An 18633-nucleotide genomic window follows, 5' to 3' on the forward strand; every position below is an offset into this window, starting at 1 on the left:
GACATGAATTGAGACGAGGGCGAGGATTTGTAGAGACGCTCAAAAGAGTCCACATTTCTGTAAAAGAAGTGGAAGGAAAGTGAGATCCAGGTAAAGAGGGACATGACTGTCCCTGTGACTTTTATATCTTTCCTTTTTCACTTTATCCGGTTTGCCCTTCGAAATTTTCTTTGGTATGTTTGTTAATTCCTTTGTATTCAGTGTTTCTCCAGGGGTCAGAATAATGGAGATACTCTTTCAATTGAGGGAATTGTTTCACTTGGTCTATATAATGTTTAAGTCTTGAATCAAATTCCCAACTTAAATAACGTTCGGCTTCCGCAAGATATTTTCTCGTAATTTCGAGTTCTTTTTCAGCCTCAATTTCTCTTTGTCGTAATGCTTTCTCATCCCCTTTTATTTTTTCTATCAATTCTTTGATTCTGTCCTCTTTGAGTTTAAGTTTACTCTCTCGCTCTTCGAGTTCCATAAACTTTTCAAAAAGTTGTTTTTCTTTTTCATCTAGTGCTATTCCTCTTTCAAGAACCTGTGCTTTTCCTTTTTCTATAAGGTTTTCAAATTTAGGATACAGTTTTAAACTTGTATCGATTCTTTCGTTCAGCTCTGAAATTTTATCGATGTGTTTAAAAAGGATTTCCTCACGAGAAGAATCCACTTCATCTACAAGTTGCTTTGTTAATTCTCCAAATATTATGTTGAAATCAATTTTGTCTTGTTCTCTCTCGTTCTTAATAAGTAAATCTAACGATTCAACAATATTCGAAGGGAAATTCATTTTTTTAATTTGATCCACTTCATTTTCATCTAAATGAAATATTTCTCTTTCTCCATCAATTTTCTTATCATTAAAATGTTCGTGAAACATACTTTCAATTTTATTACAGTCTTCTGTATAGATAACTTGTATTACCTCAAAATCAAATTTCTGTCGATGTTCCGCAAGTCGCTTTTCAATGCGCTTTGTCTTACCTATTTTAATACCAGTACCATTCCGCAATTCAAGAAAATATACAAAACCTGCTGTTTCAATTCTGGTGAATTTACTGATACTCATACCCAAAAATTCCTTCCTTCTATTCTAGAATAGGAATATTTTATCTAAATTTTACATTTTTATCCCTATACCAAAAGGCAAAAGTGAGCCAATAATATTTCGTATTAACCAGGGCATTAAAAAGCAAATTGACTATTCGGCAACAAAGGAGGATACCTTTCGTTTACACGTTCACTAGTAACCTTGCTTCAACTGAAATTTGTTAATACTTTGCCCAAAAATAGGAAAGGTTTTGGATGAAATTGTTGTAATATTTTAATTAAGGAAATTTGTGTAAAATGGAAAATTATTAGCGTTTGAAATTTTTAATAAGACAATATATTTCTTGCTAAGGATTTGTTAACTTTAAATATATCAAAGGGGATGAATATTTTGGAGTTTAAAGAATATTTAAGGCGGAAGCATTTGTTAAACAAGAAAGAGATGAAATTAATGGAGATTTCTGTTGAACAATATTTTAACAGACTTGAAAATATGCGTCGTGCTGGAATCTATAATGAAGAAAAACAAATTGACGACGTATTGGAGCGGAAAATCCAAGAACGGTACAAGGATTGGGAAACATATGTAAGGACGATAAAGTATTATCTTTCTTCTAAAAAATATTAATAGAAAAGTACATGGGGGTTATCGAATGAGTGAGAGAACAGAAACTAGAGATTCTCATAAAACATACACACTTTTTGGTGCTGATAAGAAATTTTATCAAAGTGAAACTCCAGGTACTTATGGAGGTCATAAAAAAACCAAAGTATACGGACGAATGGATTGTCCAGCAGCTCTCCGGGCCATTGCTAAGGGTGGATATGTTAAAGAAAGAGTATTCTTTGCGGATGAGCAAACTGCGATTAAAGCGGGATACGGACCTTGTGCAGCATGTCTGCCTGAGAAATATAAAATCTGGAAAGCAAAGCAAGCCGGTCATCCAAAAAACTGATATTAATAAGCAGCTAGAATGATGGATAACAAAACTCTACTGAAAGCAGGAGACCAATGTTAAATCTTACATACTATCAATCTATTTTTAATGAAGACAACACAAAAATTCGGTGCAGGAAAGTCCTTGATGAAATTTCTCCGGTAGTAAAGCCATTATTTCAACGGTTTGTAGATAAAATTGGGGTTGCAATCGGAGATGGATACCTAATCAGAAACTATGATGTAACCCTGACTGCAACGTACAATGATGCTCGCAATCCTACATATGCCGAAAAGAAAAAGAACTCCGATATTGGCCGGAAATATTTTGTGGCCCTTAACCGGAAAGTTGAACAAAAGGAATACAACTTATTAACTCTTGAGTTTGATGGCTTGAACAGTACAATAAGCATTTATTCCGAATTAAATTTTACTCCATATTGGGCTTGGGTGAGAAATGATAAAATAGACAGCGTGTTAGATGCAATCCCGTCTGATTATTCACTTTCTACTGGATGGCAGGAAAAAACCTTTTTTAAAAAAGAAGAATTCGTACCATTTGTGAAAGGCTGTATCAAGCCAAGGAAGCGGCCTTGGTTCCAAGTCGGAACAAGCCTGCCATTGGAAGGGCAGGTAGATGAGGAAGTCTTAATTAATGAGCTTGTTGAGGCTTGGGAAAAATTAGGTCCATTCCGTACTTATTATAATGAAGAAATCGATACTTCAAAAAGAGCTTTTGACGCGTTAATGCTCTTAGCCCCGATAAGAAATATTAAAGAAACAATCCTTTTAGGGCGTCAATATTCCCTTGAAATTTCTGCCATCGAGGATTATAAATCGAGCGGAAAAAGCCAGTCCTTCCATCTTTATGACGGGGACCAAATGATCACGAAGGGATTTATTTATTACCTTGAGCACCATGATAAAAATTCACCGTTTCAAACGATTATCGTTCAGCTAGAGGGGCACAATCATATTTTTACCAGTGCCAGAGAGATATTGGGGACAGGCGAAAAAGAATGGTGGATTACGAAGGTATTTGCCACCCATAATTTAGATAACCAGGAAGTTATGAAAAAAGCCATGCAGCTATTGAGTGAACATGGTTTCCCTGTAAAAGGCACTGAATATTGCGTCGGTACCTTTAATAATGAAACACAAACCTTTTCAGAAGGGGCAGATGCAGTAAAGAAAAACTTTATCGATGCCGCATTATTGTTTGCCCATGCGAGTCAAAAACTCGAATTACCCTCAGAGGAATCAGGCCATGTTATCGACCCAATTGACCCTGTTGATACCATAGATGCATTGGAGCCGAATTTTCATTTCCAAGAAATCTATAACATGATAAAAAATAGCAATTTTACTTTTTCAAAAGAGATCATCCGTGACTTGCATCTCAATCTTACGGCTCTTGATGATAAACATTTTGTTCTGTTAAGCGGGATTTCCGGAACGGGCAAAACGCAGCTTTGTCGGTTATACACCAACGCTGTTTATGGTCTCGAATATGAGAGTGAAAATCCGTATTTTACTATTATTCCAGTGCGGCCAGATTGGACGGATGCCACGTCTTTGTTCGGCTATTATAGTTCTTTTGAAAAACGATATGTGAAAACAGAATTCCTGAATGTTATTTTAAATGCTTTAAAAGAGCGGGAAAAGCCTCATTTTATTTTACTTGATGAAATGAATTTGGCTCGTGTTGAGTACTACTTAAGCGATTATTTAAGTGCCGTCGAGTCACGAAAGGAGATTCCGCTGCATCAGGATGATCACATTACCGGTATCCCAAAGAAGCTTTTGATCCCTCCTAATGTCTATATTTTGGGAACGATTAATGTCGATGAAACAACGCATTCCATCTCAGACAAAGTCCTTGACCGCGCTTTTGTCATGACCTTATCAGATGTCGATTTTGATTCTTATTGGGAACGGGTTAACCAGGATTTGAAAGCAGCACTGACAAAAGAATTCAAACTCCTGAAGGAATTACACGAAACATTATCCGGCTACGAGCTACACTTCGGTTATCGCACGATGGAAGAAATGCTGCAAAAATTGTACGCCAATCACCAGCTCCTAGAGGAGGACATGATGGAACCAATGGAAGCCTTGGATCGTGTCATTTCTGAAAAGGTACTGACAAAGGTTCGCGGCGATGAGCGGATTTCAGACATGCTGGAAAAAATAGAGCAGTGGTTAAAGGCCAACTTAGAAACGACTTCTATTTCACTAAAGCATGTGAAACGAATGCAAGAGGAGCTGAAATACTATGGAGCCACACAATTCTGGAGATAGCACCCTTGAATTATGGGATAGTACTCAAGGCTGGATTCCATTTATTGAAGCATACCTAACGGAAGCAACTGAATATAAGCTTCGCTTTATCGGAAATAGCGTTGACGTCGTAATCCAAGGTGTTCCTTTGCCTTTTTACCAACAACAAAATGGTTTCTATGCAGTTATGATTACGCCATTTCAAAGTGGAACATTAAACGTATCAATCAATGGAGAAAGCTTTGAAAATTATATATATCCTGATAATCGCAAGTTAACAGAAGTACAGTTTAATCTGATGCTGGAGGAAATTCTTGAGGAGGCTAATAGTTGTTTCCAATTAAGCGGCCTTGAGACAAAGGTTACCGCATCCGGAAGAAGCCGCGATATCAATTGGACACAGTGGAGTTATATCGATCGCTCCTTTCATCATTTAAGGCAAATCTTTTCAAAAATTGAAAAGCAGCCCATTCGCCGCTTAGAAAGGTTGCCAGTAATCATGAAAAGAGAGAAAGTTCAACGTTCCGTCGAGGTAACTTTACGTTGGCTTGACCAGAAAGGCCACGGTGTAGAAATTCCAAATAACGTCCAAAATGTCAAAACCTTTGAAACGAGGAATGTTTATGAGAATCAAGTATTAAAGCAGCAGTTGCTCGATTTGGACGGTCTTCTCCGAAGGTATGAAACGCTGGAACATGAGGATATTGCTCGTAAGTCTGGAAAATACAAAGCAATTGTGCAAAGATGGCTGAACAGTCCATTTATAAAAGAGATTACAGAAAATAGTGGGCCCTATACAATCACGCAAAAATTTCGGAAGCATCCTGTTTATCGATTGTGGTATATATGGTTTGATCGCCTTTACAAGCACAATCGGGAAGGAATCGGGTTCGATTATTCTATTTCCTTAAAGGACACATTTCAATTGTATGAAATGTGGTGCTACATGAAAATTGTCAAGATTTTAAGGGAATCTGGCTTTGTTCGCGATACGGGCGGTTTATTTAAAATCACAAAGGATGGAATTTTTCTCAATCTAGCTGAAAATAAACAAAGTGAAATCAAATTACACGGCAATTTGTCGCTTTATTTCAACTGACGTATCAATACAATTCAAAGATATTTCATACTTTCACTCAAAAAATGATTCCCGATATTGTGTTAGAAGGAGAGGAAAGAATCATTGTCTTTGATCCAAAATACCGAGTGCAAGAGGGGATAAGATATTTTAGTGAAGATTTTCATGAGAAGTACAGGATGGGGGTAATCCAGATGGTTCCAGGGGATGATGATTTGGAAAATAGGTTGAAGATTGAAGGCTTAATAAAGTTAGCTCAATAAATGTTTTACCCGAGTCTGTCCGGCTTGTTATATACACTTTTGGGAACATTTTAGCTTTCTGTGTGAAATATGAGAACGATTTGAGACAGTGGTTCTACCAATAATTTGTTGAGTCTGAGTCGTAATTTATGCACATTGTAAAATTTAATACATTAAAGGTCACTACGATTATTTAGTTATGTACTGACCATTGTAACTTGGCAATTTTGACTTCTGACAACCACTATTTAGATGGAGTACATTTTTTGTCTGTAATCATTTCACCCAGAATCGATCCCACCCTGCCAACCATTTATCCCACAATAAAAGGTAACTAAAATCAAGGTTGTCTTAAGGATTTTGAGAATATGATTATCTGGAATCTTGTTATATAATATTGAATAGAAACTTATTTGCAAGTCTTTTTAGCATAGTAAAAACCCCTTTTGGATAATGGTTACACAACAACTCTATTATACCCGTAATGGGTTTTTTTCTTTTGTTTAGGTTAATTCACATTTTTTAGGATGCGTTTTTCAGTGGTTCGGCTGTCCGCACGATTTTCTATTACCTTTGAGTGTAGAAGAGGTAAATATTTAATCATTAGTATATCAATAAGCTTTACGTCATGATTAAAACCTAATATAATCTTTTTGTGGAAAGTTGGGAGGGGTAAGATGCACAAAAATAACTCTTTAGGTGGTAGACCACCTGGTAGAAGAAAAACAGCAAAAATTGAAATACTGATAGAACCTGAGATAAAATTTGAGTTCATGAATTTGATGAGAAAAGAAGGGAAAATGGCATCAATTGAGATTGGTACATGGATTAAAGGGTACATTAAGGAAATGAATAAATCAGATGAAAAATGAGTTCAATTTACTAGTATGAGGTGACATAGTGGATAAAAATAAATGGTTTCCAAATAATAAACAATTAAGAGAAGCAACTCTTATTGCTCTAGAAGAACTAGGTGGTACTGCAAAGACACAAGAAATTAATGCTAAGGTTATAGAATTACTAAAAATTCCGGAGGATGTTGTTAAATTACCACATCCAGATGGGATAGGTACTTTGCTAAATTACAGACTTAGATGGGCAAGGACGGACTTAAAGGGAAGGATTGAAAATACACAGCGTGGAATTTGGAGTTTAGTAGATATAAAAAAAAGTGATTCAATTTAGTTAATTCTTGGAGGTCAGCAAAATTAGTAATGAATGTTGAATGAAAAAACCGCTAATTAAAGTGTATGATTTGCTAGTTAATTACCCTGCCAGGACAAATACATAAATTATACAAAAAGTGGAGATACAAATCCGATTTTGACTGGAAGTCAGGTTTCAGACATTTATATTAAAAATATACTAAATGACTTATATCGAATATTCGAAAAATGGATTAATTTGAATGAAGAATTTAATAGTTACATTATCCGAAAAGAGTATTGATTTTCTTGTTACATGCAGTTCAAATCTAAAAAAAATAACTTTGAATTTGGTACAAAAAGCGAAAGGGCCTGAGGTTAATGGGATTAGTCGGGTTATTTTGGGTGGGAGGGAGAGTGAAACGGTTCACCCTTCCTCTTTGTACAAGAAATAATTACAGAAGTTTAATTAGTATTGGTTTGGTGATTTAACTAGTATTCACCTGCATTATTGTGTTAGGGGAAAATCAAATTAATAAAATTATCCAGTCCTTCCTAATTAATGGGCTTTTTTGTTAATGAATTTCATAAGAGAATTAAAATAGACTTAGGAAGTAAGTTGAAAAACAGTGATCATTTGGTCATAAATTTACAAGATTGAACTTGAGTCGGAATAACAATGTAAGGGTCAAGAAACTACCGCGGTTGGTATGATAGCATTCTAGTATAAAAAGAAGTATGCATTTCACTTAAGTGTGATTTTGATATCGAAATCGTTTCGACACTATAACAATTTCTTCATAATAGCTATATCTTCAAATAAAATGCCACGAAATACATTATCAACTTTACCTATTATTATTTTACTTATCCAATTTTTTCTGTTAATCTAATAGACTAGTAAAAATAGAAAAGGTGTATATTCTAAGAAAATTGTAGAATCTTGATATTGTTCGAAGTTTCGAATATAATAAATTAAGTGTATTTATCATTAGATAAGAGGGTTAATAATGGAATATATAACTGCGAAAGAGGCTGCTGAAAAGTGGGGAATATCACAACGAAGAGTACAAATTTTGTGTGAACAAGGACGAATTGATGGGGCAGTTAGGTTAGGATGGGTTTGGGCTGTCCCAAAGAATGTAGAAAAACCTATTGATATGAGGAAAAAAGTATAATTCCTAATTGAGTAATATTAAACAATAGAAAGGTAATTTTATATGCCACATTTAGTACAAAAAGAACAAGATTACAGAATACCAAGACAATCGTTAGAATTGATTTTTAAAGATCAATTAGATGCGTTTGAAAGTGAATTTGAAAAAGATACGAATGGGAATATTCTGATACCATTTGAACACAAGGGATATACATGTAATAATGACACGGATAAAATTAAGGATAGTAAAATACAGGCAATCAGTTTCTTCTCGGGTGCAGGTGGACTTGACATTGGTACACAGCTAGCAGGAGTGAAAGTACTATCTAGTTTGGACTTTTTCCAGGATAGTGTAAACACATTGAAAGCAAATAGGTATTTTGAACATACACAGCATTCTTATAATGATATCGCTAATGTCAGCGGAACAGATTATACTCATATGATTAAAGAGAATAATCCAGAAAAACTAATTCTCGTTGGCGGGCCACCTTGTCAACCATTCTCAAAAGCGGGATACTGGGTAACAAATGAAAAGAGAAAAGCCAATGAAGATCCTAGAAATATGATTGGGCAGTATTTTAGATTGATATCTGAAATAAAGCCGGATGGATTTATACTAGAAAACGTGGAAAGTATATTGCACCCTTCCAATCGGTCTGCTGTTGAGAGTATTGAAGAAACCACACAAGCGTTAGGCTATAATTATATTTTACTCAATGTCAACTCTGCAGACTTCGGAATTCCACAAAAGCGGAAAAGAGTATTCTTTTTAGCTACTAAAAAAGATATCAATGGAGAAATGAGAAAGACTCACGGTTCGGAAAAAGAAAGGTTACAAAATCCAAATTTATTACCATACGAAAGAGTAGTGGATTGGATAGGTAAATATGACAATGAGATGTACCATGATCCTACAACAATCGCAGAAGGGAAATACTTTAATAATTTAATGACAGTGCCACCAGGGAAGAATTATATTGCCCTTAGTGAAAGAGCTGGCCATCCAAATCCACAGTTTGTGGCTGGAAAAAGGTATTGGAGTTTTCTTCTGAAGTTACATCCTAACTTACCATCCTGGACGATTATTTCTAAACCAGGTCACTGGGAAGGACCATTTCATTGGAACAATCGAAGATTAACTATACGGGAAGCAGCAGCGATTCAAACGTTTCCTGAGGACTATATTTTTACAGGTTCTCATAGATCGCAAAGATTACAAATCGGGAATGCTGTTCCACCATTGTTAGGAAAACAAGTAATAGAGCATTTGTGTAGGTGGTTATAAATGGACTCTTTAAAGGTCGTAAGTCTTTTCTCAGGTGGTGGAGGATTAGATATTGGATTTAAAAAGAATGGATTCAAAACCGTTTTTGCAACTGATTTTTGGGATGTTGCATGTAAAACATTGGCTACCAATAATGTCTCCAAAAATGTTCTTTGTGCTGATGTAAGAGAGATCGATTTTAATTGGATTAAACTTAGGGAACATAAAATTGACGTTGTCATTGGTGGACCACCTTGTCCTCCATATAGTCAGACACGGCATTATCTTACACACAAAAAGAATGGATTTGAAGATGAAAACTCTGGTTTTGCAGTTCCTGAGTATTTCAGAGCTGTAAAAGAATTAGATCCAAAGGTATTTGTTTTCGAGAATGTGGATGGTTTTATGTTTAAAACGCACCAGGAAGCGTTGGAATTTGTAAAAGAAGAATCAAAAGAATTAGGATATAAAATATCCTTCAGGGTCGTAAATTCTGCAAATTATGGTGTTCCGCAAACCAGAAAAAGATTTATCTGTGTTGGAGTAAAAGAGGAATTACCAGATTTTGATTTTCCTGAAGAAACGCATGCGGAAAAGCAAGAAGGGAACAAATTACCCTGGGTAACATGCGGAGATGTTATGGCTGAATTTGATAACATCACAGAAGAAGAAATGAACCAAAGGCCAGGAGCAAAGCATTATGATTTGTTAAAAGATATTCCACCTGGAGATAATTATTTATTCTATACAGAAAAAAGAGGACATCCCGATCCTGTTTTTAAATGGAAATCAAGATATTGGACATTCTTGCTTAAATTATCTCCTAATCGACCATCTTGGACGATTCAGGCAAGTTTTTCGAATAACCAAGGTCCATTTCATTGGAAAAATAGATTTTTAAGAATTGAAGAATTAAAAAGGCTGCAAACTTTTCCTGATGATTATCATCTTGAAGGTGATTTTAAAGATCAATGGAGACAATTGGGTAATGCTGTTCCTCCATTATTAAGTTCAGTAATTGCAAAAAGTATTAAGGAAGCATATTTCAGTAAAAACATGCATAAATCTCTACAAAATCAAGATTAAAATAATATCTGGTATATACAAAGTCGATTAGGGTGATGACCTAGTCGACTTTGTTTTATATATATCTACTATGATTGACTTTTTTAGGGAAATTTATGTAATAATATTGAATGTAGGGAGGCTAAATCATGACAAATGAAAGATGGGAAGTAGATTATGATGGTTCCTTAGTTTGGAAACCATCAGTTAGTTCACAAAGAAATAGAGGAAAAGCGAGAATTGAATTAATTAAACAAATATTTGAGCGAGATGGATGGCAATGCGAAATAGAAGGTGATATTAGCAAATTTATTCCCACCCGATTAACCAATCCGCACACAACCGAATGTCTAGAATATAATGTGGCTTTAGTGAATGTGGTAAATGACGCCCGCCCAAATAGTAATAATCCAGACTCTGGTAGTTCTTATGAAAAACGTATTCAGGGCCAAGATTTAAAAGATATTGATTGCCCTAATAAGTTAATATTTGGGCTCTATGTCATAGAGAGTGATGAAGATATCAATCAATCCATTATTGTGGCTTGGCCAGAGGAGATTTTAACGAGTGGTTCTAATCGTGCCTACCGTGTCAATACAAAGAAAGACATTCAACCAGCTCGTTTATTTGGTCTATATTCAGACCAAAGTTCAGCTTATAACTCAGTTACATTCAAGCCTCAAAATATTTATTTATACTTGAAAAATAGGGACATTCTTCACAGGTTTCATGAAGAGGACGAGACTAGAGATGAGGACACACCGTATACATATGAACCAATTGAACGTCCTCATAACCGAATCCTTTTTGGAGCTCCCGGAACGGGGAAAAGTTATAAAATCAATGAAGATAAAGACAGATATTTTATGGAAAATCAATTTGAACGAGTAACCTTTCACCCTAATTATTCGTATGCGCAGTTTGTAGGTACCTATAAACCAATACCGAAGCGGAGAATAGAAAATGGAAATATGATTGAATATATTTCCTACGAGTTTGTCCCAGGTCCTTTTTTAAGGTTGTGGGTCAGAGCATTTAAAAGCAAACAAATAAATGAAGATAAAAATTATTTATTAATTATTGAAGAAATCAATAGAGCTAATGTCGCGACTGTATTTGGCGATGTTTTCCAGTTGCTTGATCGCAATCATCAAGGAATAAGCGAATATTCGATTCATACATCAGAGGATATGAGAAAATACCTAGTGAATGAATGCGAATTGGTAGAAGAGGATGTACTTGAAATAAGATTACCCGATAACTTTTATATATGGGCTACGATGAATAGCGCTGATCAGGGAGTACAACCGATGGATGCTGCTTTTAAGAGAAGATGGAATTTTGAGTATATCGATATCAACGCAGGCAGTGAGAAGATTAAAGGAAAAATAATAAATCTGAAACCTTTTGGTGAAATTGAGTGGAATACATTAAGAAATAAAATCAATGATCGATTGTCTGATTCCGATTTAAATATTAATGAAGACAAGCTGATTGGTCCATTTTTTCTCAGTGATCAAGAGCTCACTTCACCAAAAATTGATGACATATTTAAAAGCAAGTTACTGATGTATTTGTATGAAGATGTTCTTAAACATAGAAAAGGAAAGTTCTTTTTGCCTTTATATAATACTTTCTCAAAATTATTAGCGGCCTATGACACTGGCATTAATATATTTGATTTTTCTGTTAATAACATCAGCTATGTGGAACAGAACGAAGATAATCAATTATCTTTGCAATTAGCTGAGACATTAGAGTAACAGGGTGATGAACATTGAGACAGATTTTTTTAAAAGAACTTCAACCATACACAATTCCTGAATTGAAAGAAAAACTAAGGGAAGTCCCTGACTTTGAAAGTGCTCTCAAAGAATTACAAGATCGAAAAATTCTAAAGAAACGAGAGGATAAGCGATTTAGTTTTGAATTTGTTGGTGTACTTATCATTAAAGGTCTAGTGGTTTTTTGCCTACCAAAATTCATTGAAATATCTGATGAACAAGCGGTTATTAAACAATTGCTAATCCTTTTTAGAGAATATAGTAAACGGGAAAATCTAGATCAAGATGATATTGAAAGTCTTGGAAATGTGGAAAATAACACTAACTATAATATCTTATCATTAATTATTTATTTGATATCGGATTATATTGAAAACGGATTATATTCCAATGAAAAATCGATTCATATCCTTATGGGAGAAAATGAAATAAATTGGCAAAAAACAATCGATGAATTCCAACCTATTTTCAATGGTGTAACCCCTTTTTACTTAGAATATTATACAAACGCCACTCTTCAAGATGAAGAAAATTATTTTCGATTATTACATCAGTTTGTCCTAAATGAATGTACTGTGATATTAAATAGAACAGGTTTACAGGAATATTTAGGTTTTGAACCTGTTCATTTCGAAGTAAATGACGATGTATTCGGAACCCCACAAGATATATTATCGAGAATTCAGAACGAACTGAATCTTCAGTTCGTGAATCGGAAGCAGATGGTTCTCAAGGCGTTGCACTCATTTATATCTAGAGAACAGATGGAACAGGAATGCTTGCTAATTAGCTTTTATGGAACAAGGAAGTTTGAGATTGTTTGGGAAAAAACTTGTTCTTATATCCTAAATAACGAATATCCAGAACTCAAAAAGCATATAGATAAACCGAATTGGATCACCACAACAGGAATAACACATCAAGCTAACACTTTAATCCCGGATATTATCTCCATTTACCGTTCGGAAAGAAATTATTTCATTATTTCCGATGCTAAATACTATTTCATCATGTTAACAGATAGGGAATTAAGGTTCCAACCCGGAGTGGAAGATATTACCAAGCAGTACTTGTATCAATTAGCGTTTACAAAGTATATCCAACAAAATCAAATGCATGAGATCCGAAATGTATTATTATTCCCAAGTGAGCATAATGAAGTTCAGCAAATTGGTAAGGTGAATATTGGATTTTTACAAGCTCTTCAATTAGAAGATATCCTTTTGATAAAATTACCGGCACAAAAAATCTTTGATTTGTATATTAGAAATCGTAGATTAAACTTAAAATGGTTCATTAACAACTTTTTAAAGAATGTTCCCCTTGAACAGGATTCTTTACCTTCAAATGCTTCTGTAGAAATGTAGTTGAAAATTTCGTTGAGCAACGGTAATACCGTTGCTTTATTTTATGTTCGCTATCTTTGTAATTCGGACATACTCTTTTCACTACAAACTTTGACCAAAGTATGAAAAAATGTTGCTACTTTGCCCTAAAATGGAAAATTGTTTGAGAAAAATTGTTGTAAAATGTTAATAAAGGAAAATTAATACCAAATACAATAAAACATGTCTGGAATTTATATTCGAAATGCGCTTTTTTAAATTATTCATCTTAGAAACAAACCTCAAGCATTAACCACCACCATGTTAAACACCATTTTGTTAAAAAGATTCATTCTCTAGCGATTCCCCAACTCAACCTAGTGGCGGGAACCATAACCCTAAAGCGTCATTTTTTTTAATAGATTTCAAAATATCTAACTAGGGAGGGGTTTTTTTGTCATCTTTTTCATTCATCCATGCAGCAGATATCCATTTGGATAGTCCCTTAAAGGGGCTTGAGCAATATGAAGGAGCACCGGTAGAGAAAATACGAAATGCCACACGAGATGCGTTTAATAATCTAGTAGAAACAGCGATCGAGAGGCGTGTTTCGTTCGTGATTATTGCTGGTGATTTATATGATGGTGACTGGAAGGACTACAATACTGGTTTATTTTTCACAAGACAAATGATTAGATTACAGAAAGAAAATATTAAAGTATTTCTTATTCGTGGAAATCATGATGCTGCTAGTATCATTTCAAGAGAACTTAAACTACCAAACAATGTATACGAATTTTCTACAAAGAGGGCTGAAACGGTAGTAATAGACGAATTGGGTGTTGCCATTCATGGACAAGGCTTTGCATCTAAAGCAGTTGAAGAAAACCTTGCTAAGAAATATCCAAGTAGGATTGAAGGTCACCTGAACATTGGAATCCTTCATACAAGTGCAACAGGACACGAGGGCCATGAAAATTATGCACCATGTTCGATTGAGGATATGAAAGAAAAAGGTTACGACTATTGGGCATTAGGGCACATACATATAAGGGAGTTCCTATCTGAAAAGGATCCAGTTATCCTTTTTGCGGGTAATATTCAAGGTAGACATATAAAAGAAACTGGCGAAAAAGGATGTTCGTTAGTTGAAGTGAGTAACGGAGAGATAAATTCAGTTACACATTTACCACTTGATGTTCTTAGATGGGAATTATGTAAAATCGATGCGAGTGCAATGAATAGTGTCGAAGATTTATTTGAAGTTGCACGGGAGCAACTTCTAGAAAAATATCAACATACAGATGGGCGCTTTTTAGCAGTCAGAATTGTTATTGAGGGTGCATCAAAGATTCATCAAGAATTGTTGGTAAATAAAGAGCAGTATATAAATAATTTACGATCATTATCGTTAGAGTTTGATGAGTTATGGATTGAAAAAATAAAGATAAAAACTACTCGTTTAATAAATATTGAGGAATTAAAAGCACAACATACACCAGTTTCAATCATTCTGGATTATATTCAGCGTGTAGCTCATGATGAAGACATTTTAGAAGAAATTCTGCAGGAGTTTAAAGACATCCATCAAGCACTTCCGTATGAGCTGCGGAATGGGGAAGATGGATTTGATTTTACCAATACGGACGTGATAAAAAGGCGTATTGATAACCTGGAAGATCTAATTCTTTATTATTTTACAGAATCTGGGGTGGAAGCATAATGCGATTTGATTATTTAAATTTAAAAGCTTTCGGTCATTTTACTGAATATCATTTGTCGTTTGATTCAACGAAAAACTTTCACCTTTTGTATGGTCCAAACGAAGCAGGTAAAAGTACAACATTGCGCTCTATAAATGATTTTCTTTATGGTTTCCCCCAGAGAACAACTGATGGATTTCTCCACAATAATTCAAAGTTGCGAATTGAAGGTCAATTGCGTGATTCGAAAGGGGAAACGCTTGCCTTTATTCGAAGAAAAGGAAGAAAGGATACAGTTCTCGATTTAGATGGTAATCCTATGAATGAAAATGTTGTGGAACAATTTATACATGGCATGCCAAATTCTCAATTCTCGAATATGTTTGCACTAGATCATGTTATTTTGCGGGAAGGCGGCGAAAGTATACTGCAAAGCGGTGGTAGTGTAGGGGAAAGTATTTTTTCAGCAGCAACAGGGATTAATATTTTACGAAAAGTAATGGATAATCTTTCTAAGGAAACTAGTAATTTATATAAAAAATCGGGATCAAATCCTAAATTGAATAAGCTATTACAACACGAAAAAGAGCTCCAAAAGAAAATGAAAGAAGCTCAGTTAAAAATACATGATTGGAAGGAATTGGAGAAACGCTATCAGCAAGGAAAAAAAGAAATTGATGAACTTATCGATAAAATTAAGAATCTTCGTCACAACCAAAATATGCTAAAGAGAATTAGATTAATGTTGCCCAGGATTTCTAAACGAAAAGACCTAAACGAAAAAATCGAGGCCCTGGGTGAAATTCCCAATTTGCCTGATAATATAGTAGAGATTCGTAGAAATGTCGAAAATCAATGTAACGAAGCTCGAAAGGTAATACGTAGAATAGAAGGAGAAATAGAGGCTATTAATAAACAATTGGGTTCCATATCCATTCCAGAAAAGGTTTTGTCGCAAGCTACTATCATTGATAGCCTTTATCGTGATGTGAAATCCTATCAAAATAATATTCACATAATCCCAGAACTGGAAGGAACAAAAGTTCAGATAAAAAATCAAGTCATCTCAATTATGAAAGAAATTGATTCGGTTCATGCCGACCTAGAGAATATTGATTTATTCCGTTTATCAGCTGAGAAAAAAGAGACTATCAAGGAATTAATTAAACAAAAACCTTTGTTAGATTCTGAGCTTAGGAATTTGGAAAATGAAAATAAAAAGTTAGACAAAGATCTTGAAAAGAAAACTGAAGAGTTTGCCAACATACCAGAGCTTCCGGTAATCGAGGGATTAGAGGCTGCAATTGATAAAGTTAAGCGAGCTGGAGCTATTGAAGAGAATATCGGAGAACTTAAGAAAGATTGTAGTCAAAAAGAAAGAGAAATAAAAGACGAAATCAGTGATTTAGCTCTCTGGAAGGGGACGTATGAGGAATTTTTGCAGTTTTCTGTCCCTATTTTAACTGAAACGGTTAAGAAATTCGTAAAAGAGCAGAATGATCTTGAAAATGAACTCGATCAAACAAAGAAAAATATAAAGGAACAGAAGAATAGCATTGAACTTTACGATGAGAGTATTCGGAAATTGGATTCTTTATTGGAGATTCCTTCGCAAGAACAATTATTAGGCACTCGTTCAAAGCGGAATGATGGCTGGAACATTATTCGAACAAAACTACAAACGGGTGAGTGGGATGATGAGTTACTTCCAGCTTATACAAATGGGCAAAATATTGAAGTAGTTTATGAGGAACAGGTTCGTCAAGCTGATCAACTTGCTGATACGATGAGACTTGAAGCTGAAAAAGTGGGGGAGAAAAACAAGCTTCTATCTGATATTGAACAATGTAAGAAAAAAATTTCCGGGTTTTCTAAGGAAGAAGTTCGAATTCAAAGAGAATTGCTTTCTTTGCAAACCAAGTGGGAGGAACTTTGGCAACCTCTACAGATTAGCCCGTTATCACCTGGAGAAATGAAAGAATGGCTTGATAGATACCAATCAATTCATGCGTTGATTAATGAATATGAGACTAGCAAAGAAGATTTGCTGGGAATGGAAGAAAAAAGCAATAATCTAAAGGGTGAGTTACTCACTGTATTAAATGTTAATAGCGGTGATTTGAAGGATAAGTCCTTGGAAGATCTGTTAACTTTTGCAGATAATAAATTAAAGTCAACACGAGAGCTAATTAATAAAGAAAATGGGTTGAAAACAAAAATTACTGAATTAAATACTGAAATTAGTGATAATAAGCATGAAATTCAGGAACAAGAGCGGAAACTTGAACGTTGGACTGCATCCTGGAATAAAGCAATCCAAAATACGAGCATTTCCACCGAAACCCCTATCACGGTTGCCGAAAAATTGATTCAACAGTATGAAGATTGTACAAAGGCTTATGAAGAATTAATTAAGATTGAAAAGGATAAAGACGCAGTTCAAAATCAGATTTCCATATTCAATGAAAGGGTAGAGAAACTTTTTGAAACAGTAGGATTACCTTTGAATGATATTAATCACGATATCGCTGTTAACCAACTTTATAGCGTATGGCAGCAGGCTAGAAATGACAAAGTTACTCATGCAAATCTTACTAATCAAATGGCCAGCCAACAGACCTACTTAAAAGAGTCTAAGGAGGAATTTGCAGAGGCAGACAGCGTTTTGAACGATTTATTTAAATTAGCAAATTGCAAAGACATAGATGATCTGAAAGTCATTGAGGATAAATTTGTAATGATGAAGAACTTTGACCAGGAATGTAAAAACATCGAAGAGGATATGCTCACACTTGGCGAAGGTAAATCAATCCAAGGACTAATAGATGAAGCTATGAACTATGATTCCGATAAAATTGTTATTGAGCTTGATGAGATTGACCATGACATAAAAACGCATGATGATACACGGTCCGAACTTGAACAGGCTTATGGAGTAATAAAAAAAGAATATGAGGATATTGTGCAAGGGAATAATACGGCCTCTGTGCAAGTAGAACAAGAGAGAAATAGTATTCATGAGCAAATAGCTTCGGTAACTGATGAATATATCCAATTGAAGTTAGCGTCCATTTTGTTGCAAAGAGGAATTGAAGATTATCGGAATAAGAACCAAAATCCAATTATCAAACGAGCAGGAGAAATTTTCAAGAAATTAACATTGCAATCTTTTACTGATTTAACCGTAGATTACGATGATAAGGACCAACAAATTTTAATGGGAGTACGTAAAGATGGTGAAAAGGTAATGATTGATGGTATGAGTGATGGGACCAAAGATCAGCTTTATCTATCACTTCGTATTGCTAGTATTGAAAAATACGTGGCTGAAAATGAACCGATTCCATTTATTGTCGATGATATTTTAATACATTTCGATGATAAACGTTCGAAGGAAACACTTAAGATTTTAAAAGAGTTATCGATGCATACTCAAATTATTTTCTTCACTCACCATTCTAGTTTACTTGAACTTATGGAGGAAGTTTCGAAGAAAGAGGAATTTCAGGTTATCGAAATTAATAACCAGGAACCTGTACCTCTTTTATCCCATTAAACTGGTACCAATTGATTCTTAGAAGAAAGCCGTACTTTACAACAAGAGTCTACTAAA

14 protein-coding genes are annotated in these 18633 nt (G+C 34.8%); 13 read left to right on the forward strand and 1 reads right to left on the reverse strand.

What is annotated here, in order from left to right; all coding sequences use genetic code 11:
* Positions 1-142: 142 nt before the first annotated feature.
* The gene (locus FXW34_RS02010) at positions 143-1054 is read right to left on the reverse strand and encodes a GIY-YIG nuclease family protein (RefSeq protein WP_246140822.1); all 912 of its coding nucleotides are present in this window, start codon (positions 1052-1054) and stop codon (positions 143-145) included.
* Positions 1055-1426: 372 nt separating this feature from the next.
* On the opposite strand from FXW34_RS02010, the gene FXW34_RS02015 reads away from it, so the two are divergent.
* From FXW34_RS02015 to FXW34_RS02075, 13 genes are all read left to right on the forward strand, one after another.
* A complete protein-coding gene (locus FXW34_RS02015; RefSeq protein ID WP_147532292.1) occupies positions 1427-1663 on the forward strand; it encodes a hypothetical protein in 237 nt (78 codons plus the stop codon).
* Between the two features lie 25 nt (positions 1664-1688).
* Positions 1689-1991, forward strand: a complete 303-nt coding sequence (locus tag FXW34_RS02020) for an Ada metal-binding domain-containing protein (protein WP_147532293.1) — start codon at positions 1689-1691, stop codon at positions 1989-1991.
* A 56-nt stretch (positions 1992-2047) separates the two neighbouring features.
* Positions 2048-4273 (forward strand): McrB family protein, encoded by a 2226-nt coding sequence (locus tag FXW34_RS02025; protein ID WP_147532294.1) that lies wholly within the window; start codon positions 2048-2050, stop codon positions 4271-4273.
* Positions 4248-5351 (forward strand): DUF2357 domain-containing protein, encoded by a 1104-nt coding sequence (locus FXW34_RS02030; protein ID WP_147532295.1) that lies wholly within the window; start codon positions 4248-4250, stop codon positions 5349-5351. The genes FXW34_RS02025 and FXW34_RS02030 overlap by 26 nt, the downstream gene beginning before the upstream one ends.
* An 898-nt stretch (positions 5352-6249) precedes the next feature.
* Positions 6250-6444: an antitoxin gene (locus tag FXW34_RS02035; RefSeq protein ID WP_147532296.1), complete on the forward strand. Its 195-nt coding sequence runs from the start codon at positions 6250-6252 to the stop codon at positions 6442-6444.
* Between the two features lie 28 nt (positions 6445-6472).
* Entirely contained in the window at positions 6473-6757 is a 285-nt protein-coding gene (locus tag FXW34_RS02040) for a winged helix-turn-helix domain-containing protein (RefSeq protein ID WP_187118800.1), read from the forward strand.
* A 970-nt stretch (positions 6758-7727) separates the two neighbouring features.
* Positions 7728-7895, forward strand: coding sequence for a MerR family transcriptional regulator (locus FXW34_RS02045; RefSeq protein WP_147532298.1), 168 nt, complete (start codon positions 7728-7730; stop codon positions 7893-7895).
* A gap of 42 nt (positions 7896-7937) precedes the next feature.
* On the forward strand, positions 7938-9164 hold the full coding sequence (locus FXW34_RS02050) for a DNA cytosine methyltransferase (protein ID WP_147532299.1): 1227 nt from the start codon (positions 7938-7940) through the stop codon (positions 9162-9164).
* On the forward strand, positions 9165-10229 hold the full coding sequence (locus tag FXW34_RS02055) for a DNA cytosine methyltransferase (RefSeq protein WP_147532300.1): 1065 nt from the start codon (positions 9165-9167) through the stop codon (positions 10227-10229).
* A 128-nt stretch (positions 10230-10357) separates the two neighbouring features.
* Positions 10358-11971 (forward strand): AAA family ATPase, encoded by a 1614-nt coding sequence (locus FXW34_RS02060; protein WP_147532301.1) that lies wholly within the window; start codon positions 10358-10360, stop codon positions 11969-11971.
* Between the two features lie 14 nt (positions 11972-11985).
* Positions 11986-13359, forward strand: coding sequence for an LlaJI family restriction endonuclease (locus tag FXW34_RS02065; protein ID WP_147532302.1), 1374 nt, complete (start codon positions 11986-11988; stop codon positions 13357-13359).
* 412 nt (positions 13360-13771) lie between these two features.
* Positions 13772-15040 (forward strand): metallophosphoesterase family protein, encoded by a 1269-nt coding sequence (locus tag FXW34_RS02070; protein ID WP_147532303.1) that lies wholly within the window; start codon positions 13772-13774, stop codon positions 15038-15040.
* Positions 15040-18576: a YhaN family protein gene (locus FXW34_RS02075; RefSeq protein ID WP_147532304.1), complete on the forward strand. Its 3537-nt coding sequence runs from the start codon at positions 15040-15042 to the stop codon at positions 18574-18576. The genes FXW34_RS02070 and FXW34_RS02075 overlap by 1 nt, the downstream gene beginning before the upstream one ends.
* Positions 18577-18633: the final 57 nt, after the last annotated feature.

Source organism: Bacillus marasmi (assembly GCF_902168435.1).
Lineage (GTDB): Bacteria > Bacillota > Bacilli > Bacillales > Cytobacillaceae > Bacillus_BU > Bacillus_BU marasmi.